This window comes from Mesorhizobium sp. P2_F8, assembly GCF_056403655.1.
In genome coordinates this window covers 12,900-34,902 of the sequence record NZ_JBFUFB010000025.1, presented here as the reverse complement: position 1 = coordinate 34,902, position 22,003 = coordinate 12,900, and the positions used below count along the sequence as shown (strand labels likewise).

Genomic DNA, 22,003 nt, shown 5'->3' with positions numbered 1-22,003 from the left:
ACGCATTCCGGTAAGGTCAGGGTTGCGCGATAATCCTGACGGGCAAGGGATCGTGCGGTTTGTCAAACGCGCACGCGGCGCTCGGCGATGGTCTTGGCTACGGTATAGCTTTGATGCATTTCCGGCCCGCCTTCGCGACCGATGCCGCTCTCGCGGTAGCCACCGAAGGGCGCGTCCGCTCCCGGACTGGTAAAGACGTTCAGCGCCACCGAACCGACACGCAACTCGCGCGTCAGGTGATCGGCAGTTTCCATGGCATTGGTGAAGACAAAGGCGGCCAGGCCCATCTCCAGGCTGTTGCCAATCTCCAGCGCCTGATCCATCGAGTCCACTGCCATGCAGGGGGCGATGGGCCCGAAGGTCTCCTCATACATAATCCTGGCCTCAAGCGGCACGTCGGCCAGCACGGTCGGCGCGAAAAACCAGCCTTGGTTGCCAAGACGGGCGCCTCCTGCTGCCACGCGCGCGCCACGCGCCACGGCGTCTTCGACAAAGCCCTCCATCGCGGCAAGACGCCGGCGGTTGGCCAGCGGGCCCATCTCAACTCCCTCTATAAAGCCGTCACCGACCTTCAGTTTGTCCGCCTCTTCGGCCAGGGCCGCTACGAAATCCCCATAAATACGCCGGTGAACAAGGAACCGCGACGCGGCCGAACAGAACTGGCCCGCCATACGAAACTTCCAGTGCGCCGCCAGCCGCGCCACTGCGACCGGATCCACGTCCTGATCGATCAGAACGGGGGCATGCCCGCCCAGCTCCATCAACAGGGGCTTCATCGTTTCCGCCGCCAGCCGAGCCAGGTGTTTGCCCACATGAATCGAGCCGGTCAGGGTAACCAGCCTTGTGATGGGCGACAGGACTAATATCCGCGAAACTTCATCCGAGTCGCCGAAGACTACGTTCAGAACGCCCTTGGGCAGGCCCGCATCCAGGAAACATTGGGCAAACAGGCAGGCTGTGGCGGGTGTCTCCTGGGACGGTTTCACTATTATTGAACAACCCGTCGCCAAGGAGGCGCTGATCTTGCGGGACGGTGCGCTCATAGGCACGTTCCACGGTGTGAAAGCGGCGACTGGACCGATCGGCTCACGGACAACAAATTGCTGGATGGGCGGATCGGTGGGCACGATGCGCCCATACAAGCGAACAATCTCTTCGGCGTCCCAATCCAGAAAAGTTGCCGATCGTTCGATTTCTGCGAGCGCCTCTGCCACCGTTTTCCCCTGTTCCATGGTGAAGATCGGCGCGATCTCGGCGGCGCGGGCACGCACCAGCGCGGCCGTGCGGCGTAGAAGCGCGGCGCGGGCTGTGGGCGGCGTCTTTCGCCAGGTCTCAAAGCCGCGAGCCGAGGCGGCCAAAGCCTTGTTCAGATCTTCGGCGGTCGCTTTGGGGACGGTCCCCAAGATCGACTCATCGCTGGGGTTCTCGACCTCGCAGAGGGGCGCACGGTCATAGATCCATTCCCCGTCAATCAAGAGGCCAATCCTTGGGTAGGTAACGGTGCGATCAGCAGTCATCTTGCGCTCCATGCGTCTTTCACTTTCACGTTGTCTTGGGCTGCCTCATTACGTCGGCTCCGGCCTTGATGCGGTAGAACGTGGCCGCCGTCCCATACATCAGCGCGTGCGCCTCGTCCGAGCTTGCCTCGGCGACCAGGCGCTTGAACGCGTTCCAGCCCACCCGATAGCTGTAGCTGCCCTTGTCGACCGGGAAATTGCTTTCGAACATCGCGCGATCCGACCCGAACGCTTCGATGCAGCTATGGACCCAAGGTCGCCATGCCTCGGCCAGGTCCTCCGAAGAAGGCGCCTTTTCGCGGGTTTCGAAACCGAACCCCGAAAGTGCCATCCCCAGCCCTCCGATCTTGACCATCACGTTCGGACAGGTTGCCAGTTCGGTGAGGGACTGTCGCCATTGGCGGAACACCTCGTCACGCCGCGCTGCATAGGCACCACTTCCCATGATACCGCCGCAATGGTCCAAGGCGATGGGCACGTCGGGAAAGCGCCGCGCCAGTGCAGTCAAGCGGGGGATCTGGTGAAAGTGCAGCCAGGCGTCAAAGCTCAGTCCCAATTGCGCCAGCTCGGCAAAACCGTCGCGGAAGGAGGGGCTTTCGGTCATGTTCTCGAAGGTCGGATAGGCTGGGTTCAGAAGCCGTTCATCCGGGTCCCATGCCAAGATGTGGCGCACGCCACGAAAATGGCCCTCTCCCGCCTCGATATGCGCTTCTAGCAGCGGGCGCACCGCTGCGGCTTGCATCAGGTCAGCGTGGCCTACAATGGCCGCGCAGAGACGCGGGCCGCCATCGAAGGCCGTCTGCCGTGCCACTCCTAAGGCGAATTCCGTCTCGCCCACCGGACGCAAGAGCTCCGGCCCGGTTGGACGATAGGAGGCTCGTGCCTGTACAAAGACAGTCGCCAGGACACGATGCCCCGATCCCAGATCGGCCGCAAATTCGGGGAAGAGGTATCGGTTGCCCGGGCGGTCGAAAAGATGGTGATGTGCGTCGATGATCGCACGATTGGGATCGACCACCACCTCGTCATGGGTTGCAAGCCAGTCCTCTCGGACGGGAAGCTGGGCTAACCTGTCTGTCATTGCCCATCCGGGGCATGGCCCTGCACCAGTTCTTTCGCGAAGCTATCGGGGAGGCCGATTTCGAAGGTGTTCAGGGTGAGGGCAACAAGGCAATAATAGCCAAGGACCGCCACCAATTCGACCATCCCCGTCTTGCCCAGGGTGGCTATTCCTTGCCGATAGAGGTCCGCATCGATCTTTCCTTGTGAAAGGAGTGTTGTCCCGACCTTAAACACCGTCTCCTCGCGCAAATTTCGCAAGTAAGGATCGGGCCGTCCCGCTGCGATGTCGGCAATCGTGGCCGGGTCCAATCCTGCCTCCAGCGCCAGCTTCTTGTGCGCGGTCCATTCGTGATGTGATGTCCAATGCCGACCGCAGATGATGATGGCCAATTCGCGCAGCACTGGCTCCAGCGTAGTGTCGAATCGTAACAACTCCCCCAGTTGCTGTCCGCGCCGCGCAAGTTCGGCATTGCGTAGCCACGCGATCATGGGCGCGGGCACCTTGCCGCGCTTGCCCGAAACCAMTTCGGCAACCACTTCGGCCTGTTCCGGCGTCAGGTCCCGCGGGTCGGGCATGGAAAGGCGCGCCATGGTTGATCCCTCGTTCTATGCCAAGCCCAGGATCTTTCGCGCCTCGGCTGGCTGGGCAACCTCGGCGCCTATCTCGCGCACGATGCGGGCCGCCCGGGCCACCATGGGTGCATTGCCCTCAGCCAAAGTCCCCCTGGACATGTAGAGATTGTCCTCCAGCCCTACGCGGACGTGGCCGCCGCTCACCACCGCCATGGCGATGGTCGCGAAATGCCGGGCGCCGACGCCAAAGGCGCTCCAATTTGCGTTGGCTGGCAGCATGGCCTTCATTGCAAGCATAGCTTCAGGTGTCGCTGGCGCCCCCCAGGGAACGCCGAGACACAGCTGGAAATAGGGTGGATCGGCAAACGACCCTTTCGAGTAGAGGTTCTTCGCCAAGGCGATGTGCCCCAGATCGAACACTTCGAGTTCAGGCTTCACGCCAGCGGCGCGCACGGCTTCGGCAATGCGGGTGATGTGGTCTGGCGTGTTGACGAAGGCGTGGTTGCCGAAATTCATGGTCGCCACGTCCAGGCTGCAAATTTCTGGGTTCAATTCGAGGACATGGCTTATGCGGTCCTCCGGCAGCGCCATACCCGGCGCAGCGTTCCGGTTTGGATCGGCTTCGTCCGGCGAAAATCGCGCGCCGATACCGGTGGTCAGATTCAGGATGACCGAGGTGTCCGCCGCGCGAATACGTTCGACGACCTCGCGGTAAAGGGCGATATCGCTGCTGGGTGCTCCGGTTTCGGGATTGCGTACATGGATATGGACCACGGCAGCCCCTGCGTCATGGGCGGCGAGCGCTTCAGCGGCGATCTGCTTTGGCGTTACGGGAACAAAGCGGCTTGAACCCGTCGTGTCTCCGGAGCCGGTGACGGCACAGCTGATGATGACGGGGCGGGTCATTATGTGATCCTGCGCAAGAGGAAGTTCAGCCTGATCGGGCGGCGGTCATGCCGCCGTCGACGACAAGTTGCGTGGCTGTGATGTAGTTTGCCTCGTCACTGGCCAGAAATACGACGGCATTGGCCACATCCCAGGCATCGCCCATCCGGCCCATCGGCACCGCAGCATGACGATTGGCGATCAGCTTCGCCGCGTCATCCGTCCCCAACTGCTTGGCAAGTCGGTGTTCCACAAGCGGGGTGTGCATGGATCCGGGGATCACCGTATTGACCCGGATGCCCTTGCGGACATAGGCAATTGCGGTAGACCTGCCAAAGGCGACCAGCCCCGCCTTCGACGCGGCATAGCCAGCGCTCACCCGACCGCCCAACTGGAATGTCATCGCACCGACGCTACCGATATTGACGATGGCTCCGCCCCTGCCGGTTGCAGCGAACTGATGCTCCATCACCGGCAGGACATGTTTGCAGCCCAGGAAAGCCGTTGTCAGGTTGAAATCGAGCTGCTGCTTCCAGACATCCTCCGGCATCGAGACAGGATCACCCGGCGCACTGCCGCCCACGTTGTTCACCAGGATGTCGATGCGACCGAAACGCGCAACACATTTAGCGACAACGGTCACGATCTCGGCGCTGTCCAGCATGTTGCAGGTCTGCGGCAGCCAGCGATCGGCCATGCCCTCAGCCTGCATGATCTCAGTCGTGGCCGCCAAGGCATCGGCATTCAGATCGAGGCCTGAGACCTGCGCGCCCTGTCGTGCCAGAAGCACTGCCGTGGCTTTGCCGTTGCCCCACCCTTCGCCAACCGAGCCCGCGCCGGTCACGAGAGCCACCTTCCCGGTGAAATTCAACATCGTGTCGGTCCGAATCCTTGACGGAATGAATGATGACCCGGGACGAGCCGCCTGCAACCCGGACAAAGTCGTGGGCGCTATTTCACAAGTCCGAGTTCGCGAACCTTGATGCCCATTGCAATATATTGCGAGTAGATACGGCAATGGGCGAAGCCCCCGCCGCTGAACCATAGACCTGGCTGGGGCGTGGCCACGAACATGTTCGCGATCTCGCCGTTGGGAGCAATGCCCCAGATCTGACCGACCTTGTCGGCGATCTCGTCGCCAAGCATCTCACGCACCACGGACTCCTGGCTCTGATAGCCCGTCGCGGTCACGATCAGGTCGGCCTCCTCTACGGTCCCATCCTTCATCAGCAGGCCGTTTTCGGCAAAGCGATCGGTGTCCTCATGCTGCAACAGACCGACTTCGCCGTTGGCGATCAATTCCGAGCAGCCGCAGTTCAGGTAATAGCCTCCATGGCGACGGCGGAATTTCATTTGATGGCCAGTGTTGTCCTCGCCCCAGTCGAGCTTGAAACCGACTGCAGCCAGGCCATCAAGAAGCTCCTTGTCAACGACCTTGATCTTCTCAACGGCAGCCTGATAGCCCCGGACGAGCAAGGGATAACTGCTGGCTGCGGCGATCATGTCGCAGTCTTCCAGCGGAAGATCCTCGTCGTAATAAACCGAATGGACCAGTCCGGCGGCCTTAACGCTGGTGACCGTGGCCGGACCGCGCTGGATCATCTTAACATGAGCGCCATGACCGTGCAGGTCCTGCGCAACGTCGTGGCCGCTGGTGCCAGCACCCACGACGAGAACCTTCTTGCCGTTCCACTTCGCGCCCTCTCGGTAATCGTGCGTGTGGATGACCTCACCTTTGAAGAGGTCCAGTTCGGGCAATTTCGCAACCAGCGGCCGGCCCGCGATGCCATTGGCCATGATCAGATGGCGTGGACGCAGAACGCGTTCGGTTCCGTCGGTGTGGCACACCCGTACCGCCCATTCCCCTTTAGCCTCGTCGTATTCAGCTCCTAGGAATTCGGTACTGTTCCAGACGTTGCATTCCATCGCCCAGGCGTAGGTTTCCAGCCAGCCCGCTATCATGTCTTTCGGCAGGTATTTCGGCCAGTTCGGCGGCCAGGGCAGATAGGGCATGTGGTTCAGCTTGACCTGGTTGTGCAGGGCAAGTGAGTGATAGCGCTCCCGCCATATGTCGCCCACACGTTCACGCTTGTCGACCAGAAGCGTATCCACACCCAGAAGCCCAAGACGCGCGGCAATGGCAAGGCCGGCCTGACCGGCCCCGACGATAAGAACCGCCGGTTCAACGTCGGCGAACGCAGCTTTCCTGGCGCGGATGTCGCTCCAGTTGTCTCCACCGAAGTTGCGAGAATAGGCGGAACCAGCGGGGCGGCGCGAATTGATAGGCTCTTCGTGTCCTTTCAGCTCATCCAGCGCCGTCGCCAGAACCCAGGCCCGTTCGGGATGGTCGGCAACCAGACGCACAAGGCCACTGCACCGCGCGAAGTCGGTCTCGAAGGTGAAGAAGGCCTCGATGGAGTCGACTCCGTGACGGCGGACACGCCGCGGCGCGGTCCGCTGTTCGGCCAGACGGAAATTTCTGGATCTGATATGCGGCTGAGCCGTCAGGAATTCGGCAACCGCATGGTCCAAGCTGTCATGCGGCGTAATTGTCCAGGTGAAGGCCATAAGGTCACGCCAGTGGACCTCGGTCCACAAGACGCGATGCAAAGCCTCCTCGGAGGCCGCCTCCAGCCCGGCTTCGAAGTCCGACAGCCATTGCACGACAAGCTGTGCGTCAGACCTTACCCCGATACTGATTTCGTTCATAACACGAAGTCCTCCAGAATGCGTCGTGCCGGACGAAAATACGGGGACCGTTCGGGTTCAGATACCCAACGGGAAGGGAAGCTATTTGCCGCAGGCTGCAAAGATAACCAGGAAGTGGCATGGCCGCGGGTCCGGGTCGGCAATCGGCTTTGCCGATTCTGCACAAGTGCCTTTCAATTTGCGCCAAGGTTGCAACGCTGCAATTTAAACGGAATGCTTTCATATACTTGCCCAAGGATGCACGTTGGCCTGTGCATTGTAGTGTGTTGCGTCTCCTCGTTTAGGCGATGCCAGTACCCGGGCAGGACCCTTGACGCAGGGCGAGCGTGGCACGAAGAGAGAACTGCAGTCAGAAATGGGGGGAACATGCGGTTGTTCTACCAGACACTTGGCATGTCGCGCGGCTCCAAATCGGGGCACTATGGCCAGTTCCTGCGGAAGCTGATTTCAGAGGCGGCGGCTCCCGGTACCACCATCGAAATCTTTGGTCTCAGTCCGCACCGTGCCGTGGCTGACCAGTACCGCTATCTGGAATTTCAGGACACGTGCGAAGTTCTTGAGAACGGCCTGCGTGCCGAACGGGAGGGATATGATGCCTTTCTTATCGGCAACTTCTTCCAGCCAGGGCTGCATGAACTGCGCGAGCTTTTAAATATCCCCATTCTGGGATTGGCAGAAAGCGCGGTGCAGATGGCCTGCCTGATGGGGCCGACCTTCTCGCTTATCAATGTCAACCCCAAGTTCAACCGCCGGATCGTTGACGGCATCCAGCTGCAGGGTCTCGGGGGTCGGATGGTTTCCGTCGAGATGATGACGGTCGAGCGTCCAGGCGTCTTCGACACTGCCTTTTCGGACCCCGCGGTACGAAAGACAATTGTGGACCAGTTCACTACCACCGCGCGGGCGGCGTTGGACAAAGGGGCCGAAGTGCTCATCCCCGCGGGGGGTAGCCTTATGGCAGTGCTAATCCAGGAACGCCTTGCCGAAGTTGATGGCGCCCCGGTGCTCAACGGAATCACGGCCTTGGTTAAGACCGGCGAAATGGCGGTTCAGATGCGCGCCCTGACAGGCATGTTCACCAGCAAACGTTTGGCCTATGCCCCTCCGCGCGGCAAGCTTCTGGCTGATGTTCGGGCAGCCTACGGAGACGCGGTTTATCCAGGGGTCAAGTGACCCCGCCCTCAGCCTCGCTTTAGACCAATTCAACGCGATGAGGGGGGCCCGTCAGGGCTGGTTGTAGCCGAAAGTCAGCCGACCTAGCGAAGCTTCCCAGCCAAGGCGGCAAATTGCGTCCTGAACAAAGGCAAGGGCGATATGTGGCATTGACAGGGACACGCCATGCACCGCCGCTTCAACCGACAAGGCGACAAGCGCTGTCTCAGCATCGCGAAGCGTCCAGCGCAATGGAGGAGCGTCGTCCCTGGCCAAGGCGGGAAGAATATCCTCCGACACAGCGCTCCAGGCCGAGCCGACGTTCAGTATGCGCGCCATTTCAGGGCCTGTAAGACCGAACTTCTTGCCCATTGCTAGGCATTCACTGACGGCGATTGTGTTGCAAGCGACAACGCCCAGTTCGATCTGCGAGAACAGACCCTCAGCCGCCTCCGTCTGCTCGCCGACCAGCGCCGTGCCTGACAACCTTTCGGTCAATTGGATGACGTCGTCCAGTTTGGCATTCTTGCCGATCAGATGAAGGCCCATCTGCATCAGGCTGCGAGCACCCGCCGACATGGGCATGGCCGACGAGGTGGCAGCGCCCATGGCGAGCGCCTCGTTGAGATCCTTCACCATCAGCGACAATGCAAAATTGGTGGTCGACCGCCCCTCAACCAACCCCACCAGCATATTTCTTGTCGTGAAATTCGCGCCTGGCCCGGCATTCAGCGCCGCGACCATCGGCGCAAGGCCAAGTCCCGCCTTGCGACCGAGCGCCACAAGTTCCAACGTCGCCATACGGTAGGCCGCCCCAATGGCGTTGTTGACTAGTTTCAACGCCTGCCCATCGCCAACCCTTTTGCTGCACCGGAAAACCTTGTCGCTCATCGCGTTCAAGATTGGCTCGGCCCGGACCCACGCTTCGTCAGGGCCGGACGCGATAATGGTCACCTTGCCGGCCTGCGCCGCTGGAATTCCGCCACTGACGGGCGCGTCCAACATTAAGATACCCTCGGCCGCAAGATCGGCCGCGATGGCCGCGGTCTGGCCGGGGTTTCCGCTTGTCTGGTCGATGACGATCTTGCCGGCGGCCAGACMCTCGGCAAGTCCGCCGGCCGAGAACAGCGCGTCGCGAACGTCCGAAGTCCGGGGCAGGCACAGCAGAATGATATCGCAGGCACGGGCAAGTTCGGCCGCACTCCGGGCAGCGCTGGCACCTTGGGACACCAATGCTTGTACCGCAGCGGGATTGCGGTCGGTCACGACAAGATCATGCCCCTTGGCCAAATGTGCCGAAAGTGCGCCGCCCATGGCCCCAAGGCCAAGATAGCCGATCTTCGTCATCCCGCGTCCCCGCTGGTATGTATGTATCCTGGGGAAGGAGAGGCCCTCTGACGCATCACAATCCTTCTAACAATGCCGCGTTGTAGCGGCCCTTGCGCATCCTGCGGATCGTAACCTTGGCAAAGATCCCGGCACCGTAGAAGGTTTCGTTGTGGATGAACTTCTCGGCTTCGGTCCGGCTTTCAACGTTCAGTATAAACAGGCTGCCCAGTGCGGCAGAAGCATCGTCGGATTGCAGCGGACCTGAAAAGAAGATTGCTTCACGCCAAGTGTCTAGATATTCGCGGTGGACCTTCAGGTGTTTTTCCCGAAGAGCGGCGGTGTTTTCAGCATCTTCACAATAGACGGAAAAAAGCATTGGAACTCCTTGGTTCTGATCACCGCATCACATGCGGTCTGAGCGACCGCCATCGACATGCAGTGTATGGCCGGTGACATAACTGGATTCGTCCGAGGCAAAGAACAGGATGGTGTTCGACAGCTCCTCCAGTGTGCCGACACGCCCCAACACCGTCGTCTTCTTTCGGTATTCCAAATGTTCCTCCACCTGTTGCGAGGTGCGGGTAGAGGACGAGATCGGGGTAAGGAAGGTACCCGGTGCGATGCAGTTCACCGTCACACCATGCGGACCGAGTTCGCGGGCCAGTGTCTTGGTCAGCATGATCACGCCCGCTTTGGCCGACGCATAAGCGGCGCTGCCTCCTGGAGATCCGGCCGTGTTATGCGGCGCGGCCCCGGTGCCGAGGGCTGATGAGATGTTCACGATCCGGCCGTATTTCTGAGCGGTCATTTGCGGTGCAACGGATTGCGAACAGAAAAAGACCCCCTTCAGGTCGACATCCAGCACCGCATTCCAATCCTCGCTGGTCGCCTCCGCAAATGGCCTGTAGCGCGAGATACCCGCGTTGTTCACAAGGATGTCGATCCGGCCTGTTTGACGCACGACCTCACGTGCCAGTTCCTGCGTCTGTTCACGGTCGGCAACGTTGCAGACCTGTCCGATGGCTCGGTAGCCCTCGGCGATGAGTTGGTCCAAGGTGCGCTCGATCGCTTCAGGGTTCATGTCAGCAATCACGAGGATCGCCCCCTCCTGCCCGAACCTTTCGGCAGCTGCCTTGCCGATGCCCGAGGCACCACCGGTAATGATTGCTACCTTGTCCTTGAGTCTCATGTTGTGTCCTTCGATGTTTTGTCCCCCGGTCAGCAACCGGCTCATTCGCGTGTATTGGCTGATTGGTGACCGGAAACCGGACCGTCTTGCATAGCCATCAAGGTCTCATAGACGGCTTGATCGACCTCGATTTTTCCCAGCGACTGCGCACGGGCGCGCTTGGCCAAACTGCCGCGACCCGGCACCCGTACCTTTTGCATTCCGGGTGCAGGCCGCGATCCTTCGATATGCGCCACCAACGCGCCGACCTCGCGGCGGAAATCGGACGCAGCACCCAGAAGCGCCGGGTCGATCACCAGAAAGAAGAACCCGCTATCGGTCACTTCTTCGGCCACCATCTTGCCACCGGCCAGGATAGCTAGAACCTGAACGACCAGCGCCAGCCCATAGCCGCGATGGCCACCCCACGGCAAGAACGCTCCGACCAGCGCCGCCGTAGGATCGGTGGTGGGAATGCCTTGGGCGTCGACTGCGGAGCCCGGGTCGAGCGCCTGCCCCAGTTTTTGGCGCAACACCACGTCGCCCCAGGTTGTCATGCCGGTGCCAAAGTCGATGACCAGCGGTTCCGGCTCGCCGGGAAAAGCAAAAGCGACAGGGTTGGTTCCGAATATCCGATCTATACCACCCGCCGGCGCCACCCGTGCCTGGGTACTGGCCGTGTGGAAGGCGATGAAACCCGCGCGGGCAGCCCGTTCGACATAATAGGCCAGTCGGCCGCTGAACCAGGTATCGCGGATCCCGACAATTCCTACGCCCGACTTTCGGGCCAGTTCAACCGCCTTGTCGATGCCGATGAGCGAGGTAACGTAGCCATTGTTACCCGCTCCGTCGACGATCGCCGAATTGGAGCTCGTTTCGGTGACGGTGATTGGATTACCCGCAGGATGATCCTTCAGATGCTGCACCAGCGCGATCACCCGAGGAAGACCCGCAAAAGCATGGCCCGCTCCGGCTGCGTCTACCAGATGATCCGCCACGATGGCGGCATGGTCCTGCGGCATCCCGTGGCTTTTCAGCACGTCGACAGCAAGCTTGCGCGCATCGGCAAAACTCAGAAGCATCCGGGACCTCGCTCTTTCTTATCATGCCTTAGCCCGAAACTGCGTCGGGCGGGTATCGCCACGGAATGGCGAGAATCTTTGCGTCTTCCGATCAGATAGACATCACCACAGCTCATGCCGTCGACGGGCAGGAAGACTTCGCGCCCGTCAGGCTGACGGGACGTCGACCTTGAGTGTAAACACGGCCGCCTTGCGTTTGCCGGCCACCAGATCTTCGATCGGGCCGCAGTAGACGGTGCAGAACAGGGTGTGGTCATCTGGACCGCCGATCACGCAGGAGACGCCGCGGCCGTCAAAAGTGATCCGGTCGGTAATCTCTCCGCCGTCCAGGACCCGAATGAATTCCCCGGTATTGAAGCAACCAGCCCAGACCGCGCCTTGAGCGTCTGCACAAATCCCGTCCGGCTGGCGTTCGCCCAAGTCGGCAAAGACGCGCCGGTTGCCGAGTTCACCCCCATGGCTCAGATCAAATGCCGTGAGTCTGCCTGCCCAAGTTTCGGCAACGACCAGCGTCTTGCCGCGATTGATGATGGTCATGCCGTTGGGAAAGTCGACATCAGAGGCGACGACACAAATCGTGCCGTCAGGATCGACGCGATGCAGATTGGTAGTCTTGCGCGGCTCTCCGGCATCATAGTCGTAGCCGAAGTTACCGACATAGATGCGCCCCTGCGCATCCACGGCAAAATCGTTCACATGACCCGTGGCATGGTCCGTCAGGTCGGCATACTCGACGATCTCTGTGTCCTCGATCCGGTAGAGCCGGAAATCCTTCGAGGACACGACGATTGGCGTGCCATCGGGAAGAAACCCAAGGCCAGACGGACGATGCGGCACTTCACATACGGTTTCTCGCGATCCGTCCAGCCCTAACCGATAGACCTTGTGATCGAAAACGTCCGAGACCCACAGTTTGCCGTCACGCCATTTCGGGCCTTCAAGAAACACGAAATCTTCTATCAGCCGTGTGGCCTTGTGTTCGCGCATTCCTCTTAGCCCTCCCGTGCAGCTACCAACCGCCGTCAACCTGGATATTCTGGCCGGTGATCAGATCAGACTGAGATGACGACAGGAAAATCGCCAGGTTTGCGATGTCCACCGCTTCGATGCGGCGCTTCATGCTCTGGTTTTCCAAAATCCACTGATGATATTCTTCACGCTTATCGCCTCGATCGCGGAACTCGGCCTCCGAAACGACCGCGCCGGGAGATATTCCATTGACGTTGATCAGATACTCGCCCAATTCGCGAGCAAAGCCCTTGATCAGACCGTACATTGCGCCCTTGGACGCAATATAGGGAACATATCCCTCCCAACGACCGGTGAGCGTGAGCGAGGTAATGTTGACCATTTTCCCGGAGCGTTTGGTCTTCATCTGTTTGGCGCAGACGCGCGAAAGCACAAATACCGCCGAAGAGTTAACGCGCACCTGGTCTTCATATTCTGCAATCGAGAACTCATCGTGCTTCTTGAAGATCACCAACGCGGCATTGTTAACCAGGATGTCGATGCCACCCACTTCGTCGGCCAGTGCCGAAGCCTTGGTTTCGAGTTCGCTCAGATTGCCCAGGTCGCAGCCAAAGAAGCGGATGCCTTTGGCAATGTCATCAAGGACCTTTTGAGCGCCTGGCGCGTCGGGTCGGTCGAGAGCGATGACATTGGCCCCTTCCTCAACATAGCGCGCAACCAATGCGCGTCCAATCGTGCCCAAGGCTCCTGTGATGAGTACGTTCTTGCCCGAAAGCAAAGCCATTTGTCTTCCTTTCCCTTCAGCCGAAGGACTTGACGCCAACAGTGTGGCCTGATCCGTTAGTCGATGTTTACGAAACGCCACGGGTGCGAACCGTCGCTGTCCTGTTCGAAGTCAGCTTGATGTCCCACCGCTTTTCGGGCCGACGCTGCTTACACGCTGCTTGATTGCGCACTCCCTCGGGGCCGAAACCCGGCCCGCTCCTCCCCTCGTCCAAAGCGACTTTATACGGGGGGCTTCCCGGGCCCGATACGCAACGGGCTGGAAAAGACTTTCACCTCATTTGCAAAAACGTCTGCGCTCAACCTGATTACAGCGTCTTGATCATTCTGCGTATGCAAGCGACCAAGGCGTTGACAGGCACGGCAACGACACCCGCGCCGCCGACTTCTGCCGCCGTTGTTGTGGTGATGACAGGCACCATAGATAACGACATCATGGCTCCAGCAATTACTGACTGGTTAGAGAACCCAGCCCGTCGGATGATCCCGGAATAAAGATCCGCGCCATCCCAAAGATTTTCAGTCGGGCAATTCGGTGGAGCGGCGCTCTACGGCATCTTGCCGGATCATGTCGCCGCCCTTGACGCCGATCATGATCGTCGGGGCATTGGTGTTGCCCGAGGTCAGGCGCGGCATGACCGACGCATCGACCACACGCAACCGCTCCAATCCGCGTACACGCAGCCGTTCATCGACAACCCCCATCCGATCAGTTCCCATCTTGCACGTGCCGCCTTGGTGGTGCGCGGAGTTGCCGGTCTCGATCATGAACCGGAGGATATGGTCGTCCGTTTCAACATCTGGTCCAGGCACCTCTTCTGATACCACTCGGCTTGCGATCGGCCGGGTGTTCATAATCTCCCGGATTTGCCTGATCCCGCTGATCATCGCGCCAATATCATAAGAATCGGTCAGGAAATGCGGCGTGCTGACCGCCTTGTCCGAGGCCTTGGCCGAACGAAGGGTCACCGAGCCCACGGTCCTGGGCCGCAGCTGATAGACCGAAACCCCCATACCGGGCTGCTTTTCGACGGCGACCGTGCCGTTCGGGAGATACTCGAAGGTCATCGGCCGGAAGCTGATCTGCAGATCGGCACGGTCCTCGTCCGGGCTGCTTTTCACCATAGCCGCCACTTGCGAGGAGCCCAGTGCCAGGTAGCCCCGATGGGTCATGAGATACTTAAAGCCTTCCCAGTATTTCCGCAGCCCTGCGAGATTGGCGTTGTAAGAACTGCCGGCTGTCGCCCGCCAGCCAGTGTGGATGTAGAAATGGTCCTGCAAATTCTGGCCGACGCCAGGACTGTCGAGAACGATTGGAATGCCATGGCGCTGGATCTCGGCGCCCGGCCCCACTCCCGAAAGCATCAGGAGTTGTGGAGTGTTGATCGCCCCGCCGGACAGAATGACTTCGCGAGCGGCGGCGATGTTTTGCACTCGCCCATGTCTGAGGATTTCAACACCTGTCGCCACGCGGCCATGGAACAGGACGCGCTGCACATGAGCCTCGGTCATCACGGTCAAGTTCGGACGTTTCAGTATCGGCCTTACAAAGGCGGTGTAGGCCGACTGGCGCCGTCCATTCTTAATCGTGTGCTGCATGAAACCAACACCATCATGGTAGGCCCCGTTCATGTCCTCGGTCCTGTGGTGGCCAAGACGCGCCGCGGCTTCGATGAAGTCGTGGCTGCTTTCCTCCTTCACCACTGGATCGCTGACCCAAAGCGGCCCGCCCTGCCCCCGCCATCCATCGGCACCGCGCTCGAAATGCTCCATCGCCTTGAAATAGGGCAGCACATCGTCGTAGCCCCAACCCGGGTTTCCCAGATCTCGCCAATCGTCAAAATCGGCTTGGTGGCCGCGGATGAAAACCATGCCATTGATTGAACTCGATCCCCCCAGCGTCTTGCCGCGTGGCCAGTACATCTGCCGCCCCTGCAACTTCGGCATCGGCTCGGTGTGGTAGTTCCAGTTCAGAGTCTTATGGAAATAGAGCTTGGCCATCCCGGCTGGCGTGTTGATCCAGAACCGGTCCGAATGTGGACCCGCTTCGATCAGCAGCACGCTCACATTCGGATCGTCCGTCAAGGCGCGGGCAACCGGACAGCCCGATGAGCCTGCTCCGACGATGACATAGTCGTACGTTTCCATTGAAGTCTGCAGCTCGCGTTGCGGATTGGCGCTCGGAATCCGGCGTGCCATGCCACCAAAAATAATTCACCCACCGACCGAGTAGCAAAGAAACCCGGCAACCGGCGCGCAAAAGAGCTTTGCACCAGACGCAAATCTGGCTGGGTTCGGCCATCAAACACATCTTTGGAATGAGAGGCAATTTGGGATGAATTTGCCAGTTTGCGGCTCGCAGATGAGCCGCAACGGGCCGTTTCTGTCTGATTACGTCAATTTGGACCGTATTTCTCCGTTCGGGAGACGGACAGGTCACGTCCCCTCAGTCTGCCAAAGCGGCTTGTTGGAAACTGGATCAGCCGTTGTCAGGCCAGCGTTTGCCATATACGCGGCTGCTGTGACATGCGAACCCAGTCTCGCCGGCAGACCCCACCAAGTCGAAACTTGTAAGAGTCTTTTCGTGACCCACACGCGAATCCTCGCAACCGCGCTGACGCCAATTCTCGCCGCCGTCGGCGTGGTCTTTCTTGTGACCGGTGCCTCGCTTGCCACCTTGCCGCTCTATGTCCATCAACAGTTGGGATACGGCGCGGATGTCGTCGGGGCGGTGGCCGGGGCACAGTTTGCAAGCGCACTGTTATCGCGCCTGTGGGCTGGTCGACACTCAGATCGCCACGGCCCAAAGGCAACCATGGTCGTTGGCCTTTGCATGGCGGCATTGGCCGGGTTTTCCTATCTGTGCTCTTCCGCTTTGGCGTCGCAGCCAATCCTCGCCCTTGCAACGCTGTTTGTGGGGCGGGCTCTGCTGGGCGGCGGCGAAAGCTTCATCATAACAGCCGGTCAATCCTGGGGGCTGACCTTGGCAGGGCCACAGCGTGCGGCCACGGTCATTGGTTGGGCTGGAACCGCACTTTATATCGGGCTGGCGGCAGGCGGTCCGATGGGAGGATTGCTCTTCGAGCGTTTGGGATTTGCTGGCATTGCAGTGGTGACCGCGGTCATTCCGCTTTTCACTTTGGGCTTTGTCTTGCCATTGAAATCGACGTCGGCACCGRCCAAGACAGGGACGCCTGGCGGATCTGTAATTTCCGCCATTCTTCGCCCCGGACTGGCCATGAGTTTCGCCGGTTTTGGCTACAGTTCCATGGCATTCTTTTCGGTCCTCCTTTTTGTTGAGCATGGGTGGCGGCCGTCATGGGCGCCATTCTCCGCTTTTGCGGTGGCGCTGATCTTGGCCCGCATAGCTTTCGGAGGCTTGGCAGATCGCCTTGGAGGTACGCGGACATCGATGATCTTTATGTCGGTTCAAATCGTGGGTCTCGCCGGTGTAACGCTTGCTGGAAATGAAGCGATCTGCATTCTGGCGAGTTTCATTGCGGGTTTCGGCTACGCGTTCATCTACCCGGCATTAGGGCGTCAGGCAGTTCGCGGTCTGCCATCATCGCGCAGCGGCACAGCAGTTGCCTTTTATTCCGCCTTTTTGGACCTGAGCCTAGCCCTGTCCAGCCCTGTCCTAGGCCTTATAGCCGACTCCGCGGGATTGCACTGGGTGTTTGCGGCCAGCGTGTTGGCCTCCATAATTGCCCTAATGATCGTCATCGCCATGCACCACAAGGAGGCGACATGAAGCACTACCAGCATCTATATATCGACGGCGAATGGGTAAATCCTTCGACCTCCGCCGCGCGTGAAATTGTCGATCCTTCCACCGAAGAGATTTTTGCCTCGGTCGTTCAGGGCGGTGTCGAGGATGTGGAAAAGGCCGTTGCAGCCGCGCGCCGTGCGTTCAAGACATACTCAAATACATCGCTTCAGGACCGGATTGCCCTGATCGACCGCATCATCGCCGAATACGAGAAGCGCATCGACGAATTCGCAGAGGTGATCGCGGGCGAAGTGGGTGTTCCCACCAGCGCGCAGGCCCAGGTGACCGGGCCGATAGGCCACATGAAGGTCGCGCGCGATTTGCTGAGCTCCTACCACTTTGAATCGCGGATTGGCGACACGATCATCCGTCGCGAACCGATTGGCGTCTGTGCCCTGATCTCACCATGGAACTGGCCGATCCAGACCTCCGTAATCAAATTGATCTACGCTTTGGCTGCCGGATGTACGGCGATCTTGAAGCCCAGCGATGCATCACCTCTCAGCGCCATAATGCTGGCGCAGGTACTGGAAAAGGCCGGCGTGCCCGCAGGCGTGTTCAATCTTGTAATCGGCAGGGGCCGTGTGGTCGGCGAGGCGATGGCCAGACACCCGGATGTGGACATGATCTCATTCACCGGCTCAACGAGCGCCGGTGTGCTGGTTGGGGAAGCCGCAGCCGGCACGGTCAAACGTACGTGTCTGGAACTTGGTGGCAAATCGGCAAATGTGGTTCTGCGGGATGCCGACCTGGAAAAGGCGGCGCGATGGAATATCCAACGCGGCTTTTTCAACACTGGCCAGTCCTGCCATGCGCCAAGCCGGATGATCGTGCACGAAAGCCAGATCGAGGAGGTCCTGCCCTATCTGGTCGATGAGGCCGCCAGGTTCCGAATTGGCGACCCGCGAGACCCGGAAACCACGATGGGACCCGCGGTAAACCAAGGGCAATTCGACACCGTCCAACGATATATCCAGATTGGCATCAACGAGGGTGCTCGCCTTGTATGCGGCGGCCTTGGGCGTCCCTACGGTATGAATCTGGGCTTCTTTGTCCAGCCCACTGTCTTTGCGGATGTTCGACCCGACATGGTGATTGCCAGAGAAGAAATCTTTGGCCCTGTGCTGTCGGTGATACCGTATTCCAACGATGACGAGGCGATCGAAATCGCGAATGACTCGATCTTTGGACTCGGCGGTTACGTGTTCACCACTGACCGCGAGAAAGGCTATAAGGTTGCCAGCAAGCTGCGGGCGGGCCGGATTTGTTTCAACGGCGCGGCAACGAATTCCTTGACGCCGATGGGTGGATACAAGCAGTCTGGCATTGGACGGTCGATGGGCGTTTACGGGCTGGAGGAATACCTCGAGACCAAATCCGTTTACGGATTTGGTGATGAAGCAGGTGAGCTGCCCGAACTCCTACAGTAGGCGCCGGAGGTCAGATCATTCGCCACGTCCTCATCGCTCAGGTTCCAGCCATAGGATGGAATTGTCGGTGCTGTCGGCGCGGCGAAAACGGCTTGGCGCGACGGCTTCTCCGGAACCGACATGACAGGCAGCACGGCGATCGGGGTAGATCGCACGTCCAACCACCATGCTCTTGTTATCGGCGAGCGCCGGCGCCGCCACGGTTGACTCGATGCCGTAGACCGTAAGCAGATAGGTGGCGAAGGCCTTGAGGTCCGGGTCCGTCCAATGCTGCGATGATTTTTCGAACATTCGGCCATCGGCCCGAGACGATCTCGAAACGGTTTGCGCCGGTTCAAGTATTGCACGATGTCGTCGTATGACCAAGCACCGAGCCTTGTGGCGTAGGCGGTAATGTTGGGCGCTTACCAGCTGTCCAGTATCCGGGCTTGCAGAAGTTGCCCGTTCTTGTCGCCGCGAGTGAGGCTCTTGGGCGTCTGGCTGCTGCCGTAAAGGGCAAGGCCCTGGACGAGGTAGGCGACACGATTATCGCTGGGCCTCGGTCTACAACACAAAAAGCGGTGGGCCAGACCCACCGCTTTGCGTATAAATCCACTGCAGACTTCGGCTGTTATCTGCCGAAGAGGTTGCGGTCACTGCCAAACGTGGCAGGCTTTTGTGCCTCGTCCGACGGGTTGAGCAGCTTGCGGACCGTCGAAGCTCCGTCCGAAATAGAGCCGGTGCTCTGATTGTCGACGCTTACGGCAGGCTGGTTGTGCCTGTTCGACCCATAGTTGTCGCTGCCAGCGAAAGCGCTGCTGGAAATGGCCAGAAAGGCGGCGGCAGTAAGAACAATAGTTTTCATGTTTAGTACTCCTATCTTTGTTTGGCTGCCGCTTAGCGGGCTTCGCCCGCCGCGGCTCGTTGGCTTGAACCAGAAGGAACCCAACCGATCGTCAGGGTCTTCTGAGCTTTAGATAGGATGGCTTCATTGCCCCGATTATAAGCTATATTCTGCTAGGGCTTATTGGCCCCCGGTATGAATTGATACGGCCCAGCCTTTCGGCAAACAGGTCGCTTTACGCTACCTGACGGCGCGGTGGGCCTAATGGCATGCTCGCCGCCAATCGGGAGGGGCGCGGGGCGCATAATCGCGTAAGCCGTCATAACGCCCGCTAAAAAGGTGGCACTTGAAATTCGGACCTACCGACATCGTCACCGAGCGCGGCGACGATGGCGTCGCGCAGGTTAAGGAACTCGCGAACGGCACAGCGCCGAGTCAGTTCACGAGTGCGTCGGCACCCAGGAATCGATGTCCCAGGCGATCCATTGCGCCCGACCGGGCGGCTAGATCGGGTTCGTGTGTGTTCCGCACGACGCGCAGCTTGACGGCAGGAACCTGTTTTTCGCAGAGATAAGCCTTTTAGGCGGGCTGGCACCGGTACGGAAATACCTTCCCCATCTCCTCGACCTCGTGATGACCCGCAAGATCAATCCGGGCAAAGTATTCGATCTCGAAATACCGCTCGAGGATTTTGTGGCTACAAGGCGATGGACGAACGCCGCGCGATCAAGGCCCTGCTGCGGATGTAGGCCATCCCAATGCCCATCGGGCGGCGGGCGTGAGCCTATGACGCTCTGCCCGCCCGGCCATCACAGGGCTTTACCATCGCTTAGTGCAACCACACCATGCCGCCCTCATGGGTCTCGGTCAAAGATGCGGCAAGGAAAGCCTCTCGGCGGATGCTCATCCGGTTCCCAGCATATTCGAAAATTCAGGCATTCTGGCTGAGCGGCCGAAAGGCTCTGCAGATCACCATACGGACTGGATTGGTCGCTGCGTCGGTTTGCGTAGCCCGGCCAATCGACCACTATGTGAAGCGGCAGAGACCCATTCGGCCATGACGTAGTGCGTCACAATGGCAGGGAGGGCGAGGACCCCGGCCCAATGCCCGAAGAACGGCGTCACGGACGCCGTGAAATCCCAGAAATCCAAGCTATAGGTGAATGTCAGCTTGCCCCACACGCCGAGCACCCAAAAGCTCCACAAGCCGAATCCGGCACTGGCCAACGCCGCCGCGCGAAGCGTCCATGCCCTGAGGACGCTTCCGCGGGACAGACCCAACATCGAGCGCAGCACTGCCATGACGCGAACCCAGTGTAGGCCAAGATGGATGCCGACAACGATCATCACCCAGTAGGCGGAGAGCCAATGGATCTCGCGAAGGTAAATGATGTTTGGAAGCGGCAGGAAAGCCAGCACCGATCTCGAGATGACGACACTCGTCGCCAGAAGAGCCGCCATATTGACGATCAGGAACACATGCAGCAGCACCGTGAAGACGCGGCGGCCATCGTAGCGGCCGCGAAACAGATTCCGAAACCATGACCTGTTTATGGCGATGTGCCAGGCGACCAACACAAAAATAGCCGTACCGAAGATTTCATGCGGAATGTTATCGAGCCACCAGTAGGCAAGTGACAAGAGCAGCAAAGCAGCCATGCCGACCGGGACCAAAAGCCGGTGTGCGGCTCTCTTTGCCGACATGGAGCCCCCTGTCACCCTATAGCGGATCGTCATCGGAAATCGCTCCGTCGTGAGTAAACATGAACTGTTGACTTTGGCGCGACCGGTGGCAGGCGTAGCACTGCGCTACGTTCTCATCAGCCTTGATCGACTGATCCGGCCAGAACCATTGATATTGCCACTCGTCGTCGCCGGCACCGATTTTCTGGCTGACCAGATACCGGGTCAGCACATCGCTTTGGTAATCGACAAGCACCATCTGGGTCCCCACCGGGACCGGCTGTCCAGCCCTCAAGGCTGCGAGTGCGGCCGAGCTTGTCAGCATATGTTCCCGCGTGATGCCGCGACGCACGGTTGTGTAGTGCTCAAGCTGCTCAAGAGGCGGAAATGTCACAGCATTAGCTTCGGCATATGCCGGAGACGGGCCGGCCTCTTGCGGCAAGGTCAGGTAGCTTGCGACAAGAGCCAGTGCTCCACAGACCGACGCCAAACCATAGGGCAGGATTCTATTTTTCATGGTGTCTACGTCCTCTCGCTCGGTGCGGCGGGATGAGGTGATGGACCGTAAATCGTTGAGGCCGAGCCCTATTTGGCGCGGTCGATCTCAACAGTGATCGGGCCGGGGCGGTCGAAAATGGACGCATCGCCATCAACGCGGCCAAGAACGGTAATCCCCGGCCGCGGCACGCTTCCCTTGCGGTAATAGATCACGAAGTCGGTCGATCCCCACAATCCGAGCGTGCCGTTGTCGAAATCAAGCTGGCGTCCGGACTGCGGCAGCGAGGAAGGCAGATTGCCCGTCTTCTCCTGCCGAAGATGATCGCTCATGTCCAACGTGACCGGAAGCATCCCAAGCAAGGCTTTTGTAGCTTCATTGTCGACCAGTTCGGCAGTAAGTTTCCCCCAGGGTGATGAGATCACAATCTTTTCCTGTGCCATGGCGGTTCCCGTAAACAGCATTGAGGCGATTGCACTGAGAATGATGTTGCGCATTGCGATACCCGTCCGTGTCATTGTTGCAAGGCCCGCACGCGTCCCAGCTTTCGCGGCGGGACGCCTGCCGGTTGGC

Annotated in this window: 21 protein-coding genes; 3 read left to right on the top strand and 18 right to left on the bottom strand. The window is 59.7% G+C overall.

Going from position 1 to position 22,003, the window contains the following annotated elements; genetic code table 11:
- Positions 1-62: 62 nt before the first annotated feature.
- From AC1DZP_RS33030 to AC1DZP_RS33005, 6 genes are all read right to left on the bottom strand, one after another.
- Positions 63-1,529: an NAD-dependent succinate-semialdehyde dehydrogenase gene (locus AC1DZP_RS33030; RefSeq protein ID WP_477308226.1), complete on the bottom strand. Its 1,467-nt coding sequence runs from the start codon at positions 1,527-1,529 to the stop codon at positions 63-65.
- Positions 1,530-1,542: 13 nt separating this feature from the next.
- Complete coding sequence (locus AC1DZP_RS33025; RefSeq protein WP_477308224.1) at positions 1,543-2,598, bottom strand: amidohydrolase family protein; 1,056 nt, start codon at positions 2,596-2,598, stop codon at positions 1,543-1,545.
- Positions 2,595-3,170, bottom strand: a complete 576-nt coding sequence (locus tag AC1DZP_RS33020; protein WP_477308222.1) for a carboxymuconolactone decarboxylase family protein — start codon at positions 3,168-3,170, stop codon at positions 2,595-2,597. The genes AC1DZP_RS33025 and AC1DZP_RS33020 overlap by 4 nt, the downstream gene beginning before the upstream one ends.
- 15 nt (positions 3,171-3,185) lie before the next feature.
- Positions 3,186-4,058: a beta-keto acid cleavage family enzyme gene (locus tag AC1DZP_RS33015; protein ID WP_477308220.1), complete on the bottom strand. Its 873-nt coding sequence runs from the start codon at positions 4,056-4,058 to the stop codon at positions 3,186-3,188.
- Between the two features lie 25 nt (positions 4,059-4,083).
- A complete protein-coding gene (locus tag AC1DZP_RS33010) occupies positions 4,084-4,911 on the bottom strand; it encodes an SDR family NAD(P)-dependent oxidoreductase (RefSeq protein ID WP_477308218.1) in 828 nt (275 codons plus the stop codon).
- Between the two features lie 77 nt (positions 4,912-4,988).
- Positions 4,989-6,746 (bottom strand): flavin-containing monooxygenase, encoded by a 1,758-nt coding sequence (locus tag AC1DZP_RS33005; RefSeq protein ID WP_477308216.1) that lies wholly within the window; start codon positions 6,744-6,746, stop codon positions 4,989-4,991.
- A 372-nt stretch (positions 6,747-7,118) separates the two neighbouring features.
- Here AC1DZP_RS33005 and AC1DZP_RS33000 point away from each other — a divergent pair, with 372 nt between their 5' ends.
- A complete protein-coding gene (locus AC1DZP_RS33000; RefSeq protein ID WP_477308214.1) occupies positions 7,119-7,919 on the top strand; it encodes an aspartate/glutamate racemase family protein in 801 nt (266 codons plus the stop codon).
- Between the two features lie 51 nt (positions 7,920-7,970).
- Here the strand turns inward: AC1DZP_RS33000 and AC1DZP_RS32995 are convergent, their stop codons facing one another.
- The 7 genes from AC1DZP_RS32995 to AC1DZP_RS32965 all read right to left on the bottom strand — a co-directional run bounded on the left by AC1DZP_RS32995 (position 7,971) and on the right by AC1DZP_RS32965 (position 15,377).
- Entirely contained in the window at positions 7,971-9,245 is a 1,275-nt protein-coding gene (locus AC1DZP_RS32995; protein ID WP_477308212.1) for an NAD(P)-binding domain-containing protein, read from the bottom strand.
- Between the two features lie 55 nt (positions 9,246-9,300).
- Positions 9,301-9,603 carry a YciI family protein gene (locus AC1DZP_RS32990; RefSeq protein WP_477308210.1) on the bottom strand — a complete coding sequence of 101 codons (303 nt, stop codon included), beginning with the start codon at positions 9,601-9,603 and terminating at the stop codon, positions 9,301-9,303.
- A gap of 27 nt (positions 9,604-9,630) precedes the next feature.
- A complete protein-coding gene (locus AC1DZP_RS32985) occupies positions 9,631-10,416 on the bottom strand; it encodes an SDR family NAD(P)-dependent oxidoreductase (RefSeq protein WP_477308208.1) in 786 nt (261 codons plus the stop codon).
- Between the two features lie 41 nt (positions 10,417-10,457).
- Positions 10,458-11,477 carry an Ldh family oxidoreductase gene (locus AC1DZP_RS32980; RefSeq protein ID WP_477308206.1) on the bottom strand — a complete coding sequence of 340 codons (1,020 nt, stop codon included), beginning with the start codon at positions 11,475-11,477 and terminating at the stop codon, positions 10,458-10,460.
- 147 nt (positions 11,478-11,624) lie between these two features.
- Positions 11,625-12,464, bottom strand: a complete 840-nt coding sequence (locus AC1DZP_RS32975; protein ID WP_477308204.1) for an SMP-30/gluconolactonase/LRE family protein — start codon at positions 12,462-12,464, stop codon at positions 11,625-11,627.
- Positions 12,465-12,486: 22 nt separating this feature from the next.
- Positions 12,487-13,230 carry an SDR family oxidoreductase gene (locus AC1DZP_RS32970; protein ID WP_477308202.1) on the bottom strand — a complete coding sequence of 248 codons (744 nt, stop codon included), beginning with the start codon at positions 13,228-13,230 and terminating at the stop codon, positions 12,487-12,489.
- Positions 13,231-13,748: 518 nt separating this feature from the next.
- Entirely contained in the window at positions 13,749-15,377 is a 1,629-nt protein-coding gene (locus tag AC1DZP_RS32965) for a GMC family oxidoreductase (RefSeq protein ID WP_477308242.1), read from the bottom strand.
- Positions 15,378-15,813: 436 nt separating this feature from the next.
- Here AC1DZP_RS32965 and AC1DZP_RS32960 point away from each other — a divergent pair, with 436 nt between their 5' ends.
- Both AC1DZP_RS32960 and AC1DZP_RS32955 read left to right on the top strand, forming a co-directional pair.
- Positions 15,814-16,980, top strand: coding sequence for an MFS transporter (locus tag AC1DZP_RS32960; protein WP_477308200.1), 1,167 nt, complete (start codon positions 15,814-15,816; stop codon positions 16,978-16,980).
- The gene (locus AC1DZP_RS32955; RefSeq protein WP_477308198.1) at positions 16,977-18,428 is read left to right on the top strand and encodes an aldehyde dehydrogenase family protein; all 1,452 of its coding nucleotides are present in this window, start codon (positions 16,977-16,979) and stop codon (positions 18,426-18,428) included. The genes AC1DZP_RS32960 and AC1DZP_RS32955 overlap by 4 nt, the downstream gene beginning before the upstream one ends.
- A 30-nt stretch (positions 18,429-18,458) precedes the next feature.
- Here the strand turns inward: AC1DZP_RS32955 and AC1DZP_RS32950 are convergent, their stop codons facing one another.
- The 5 genes from AC1DZP_RS32950 to AC1DZP_RS32930 all read right to left on the bottom strand — a co-directional run bounded on the left by AC1DZP_RS32950 (position 18,459) and on the right by AC1DZP_RS32930 (position 21,927).
- On the bottom strand, positions 18,459-18,719 hold the full coding sequence (locus AC1DZP_RS32950; RefSeq protein ID WP_477308196.1) for a hypothetical protein: 261 nt from the start codon (positions 18,717-18,719) through the stop codon (positions 18,459-18,461).
- Between the two features lie 319 nt (positions 18,720-19,038).
- Positions 19,039-19,272 (bottom strand): DUF680 domain-containing protein, encoded by a 234-nt coding sequence (locus AC1DZP_RS32945; RefSeq protein WP_477308194.1) that lies wholly within the window; start codon positions 19,270-19,272, stop codon positions 19,039-19,041.
- 948 nt (positions 19,273-20,220) lie between these two features.
- Entirely contained in the window at positions 20,221-20,955 is a 735-nt protein-coding gene (locus AC1DZP_RS32940; RefSeq protein WP_477308193.1) for a DUF4405 domain-containing protein, read from the bottom strand.
- Between the two features lie 16 nt (positions 20,956-20,971).
- Complete coding sequence (locus tag AC1DZP_RS32935) at positions 20,972-21,451, bottom strand: cytochrome P460 family protein (protein WP_477308191.1); 480 nt, start codon at positions 21,449-21,451, stop codon at positions 20,972-20,974.
- A 68-nt stretch (positions 21,452-21,519) separates the two neighbouring features.
- Positions 21,520-21,927, bottom strand: coding sequence for a cyclophilin-like fold protein (locus tag AC1DZP_RS32930; RefSeq protein ID WP_477308189.1), 408 nt, complete (start codon positions 21,925-21,927; stop codon positions 21,520-21,522).
- Between the last annotated feature and the right edge of the window lie 76 nt (positions 21,928-22,003).

Excerpts from the sequence above, each read along its gene's own strand:
- AC1DZP_RS32980 (WP_477308206.1), bottom strand. The coding sequence starts at position 11,477 with ATGCTTCTGAGTTTTGCCGATGCGCGCAAGCTTGCTGTCGACGTGCTG.
- AC1DZP_RS32970 (WP_477308202.1), bottom strand. The coding sequence starts at position 13,230 with ATGGCTTTGCTTTCGGGCAAGAACGTACTCATCACAGGAGCCTTGGGC.
- AC1DZP_RS32985 (WP_477308208.1), bottom strand. The coding sequence starts at position 10,416 with ATGAGACTCAAGGACAAGGTAGCAATCATTACCGGTGGTGCCTCGGGC.
- AC1DZP_RS33015 (WP_477308220.1), bottom strand. The coding sequence starts at position 4,058 with ATGACCCGCCCCGTCATCATCAGCTGTGCCGTCACCGGCTCCGGAGAC.
- AC1DZP_RS33005 (WP_477308216.1), bottom strand. The coding sequence starts at position 6,746 with ATGAACGAAATCAGTATCGGGGTAAGGTCTGACGCACAGCTTGTCGTG.
- AC1DZP_RS33025 (WP_477308224.1), bottom strand. The coding sequence starts at position 2,598 with ATGACAGACAGGTTAGCCCAGCTTCCCGTCCGAGAGGACTGGCTTGCA.
- AC1DZP_RS32965 (WP_477308242.1), bottom strand. The coding sequence starts at position 15,377 with ATGGAAACGTACGACTATGTCATCGTCGGAGCAGGCTCATCGGGCTGT.
- AC1DZP_RS33030 (WP_477308226.1), bottom strand. The coding sequence starts at position 1,529 with ATGGAGCGCAAGATGACTGCTGATCGCACCGTTACCTACCCAAGGATT.
- AC1DZP_RS32975 (WP_477308204.1), bottom strand. The coding sequence starts at position 12,464 with ATGCGCGAACACAAGGCCACACGGCTGATAGAAGATTTCGTGTTTCTT.
- AC1DZP_RS32990 (WP_477308210.1), bottom strand. The coding sequence starts at position 9,603 with ATGCTTTTTTCCGTCTATTGTGAAGATGCTGAAAACACCGCCGCTCTT.
- AC1DZP_RS32945 (WP_477308194.1), bottom strand. The coding sequence starts at position 19,272 with ATGAAAACTATTGTTCTTACTGCCGCCGCCTTTCTGGCCATTTCCAGC.
- AC1DZP_RS32940 (WP_477308193.1), bottom strand. The coding sequence starts at position 20,955 with ATGTCGGCAAAGAGAGCCGCACACCGGCTTTTGGTCCCGGTCGGCATG.
- AC1DZP_RS32930 (WP_477308189.1), bottom strand. The coding sequence starts at position 21,927 with ATGCGCAACATCATTCTCAGTGCAATCGCCTCAATGCTGTTTACGGGA.
- AC1DZP_RS33010 (WP_477308218.1), bottom strand. The coding sequence starts at position 4,911 with ATGTTGAATTTCACCGGGAAGGTGGCTCTCGTGACCGGCGCGGGCTCG.
- AC1DZP_RS32935 (WP_477308191.1), bottom strand. The coding sequence starts at position 21,451 with ATGAAAAATAGAATCCTGCCCTATGGTTTGGCGTCGGTCTGTGGAGCA.
- AC1DZP_RS32955 (WP_477308198.1), top strand. The coding sequence starts at position 16,977 with ATGAAGCACTACCAGCATCTATATATCGACGGCGAATGGGTAAATCCT.
- AC1DZP_RS32950 (WP_477308196.1), bottom strand. The coding sequence starts at position 18,719 with ATGTTCGAAAAATCATCGCAGCATTGGACGGACCCGGACCTCAAGGCC.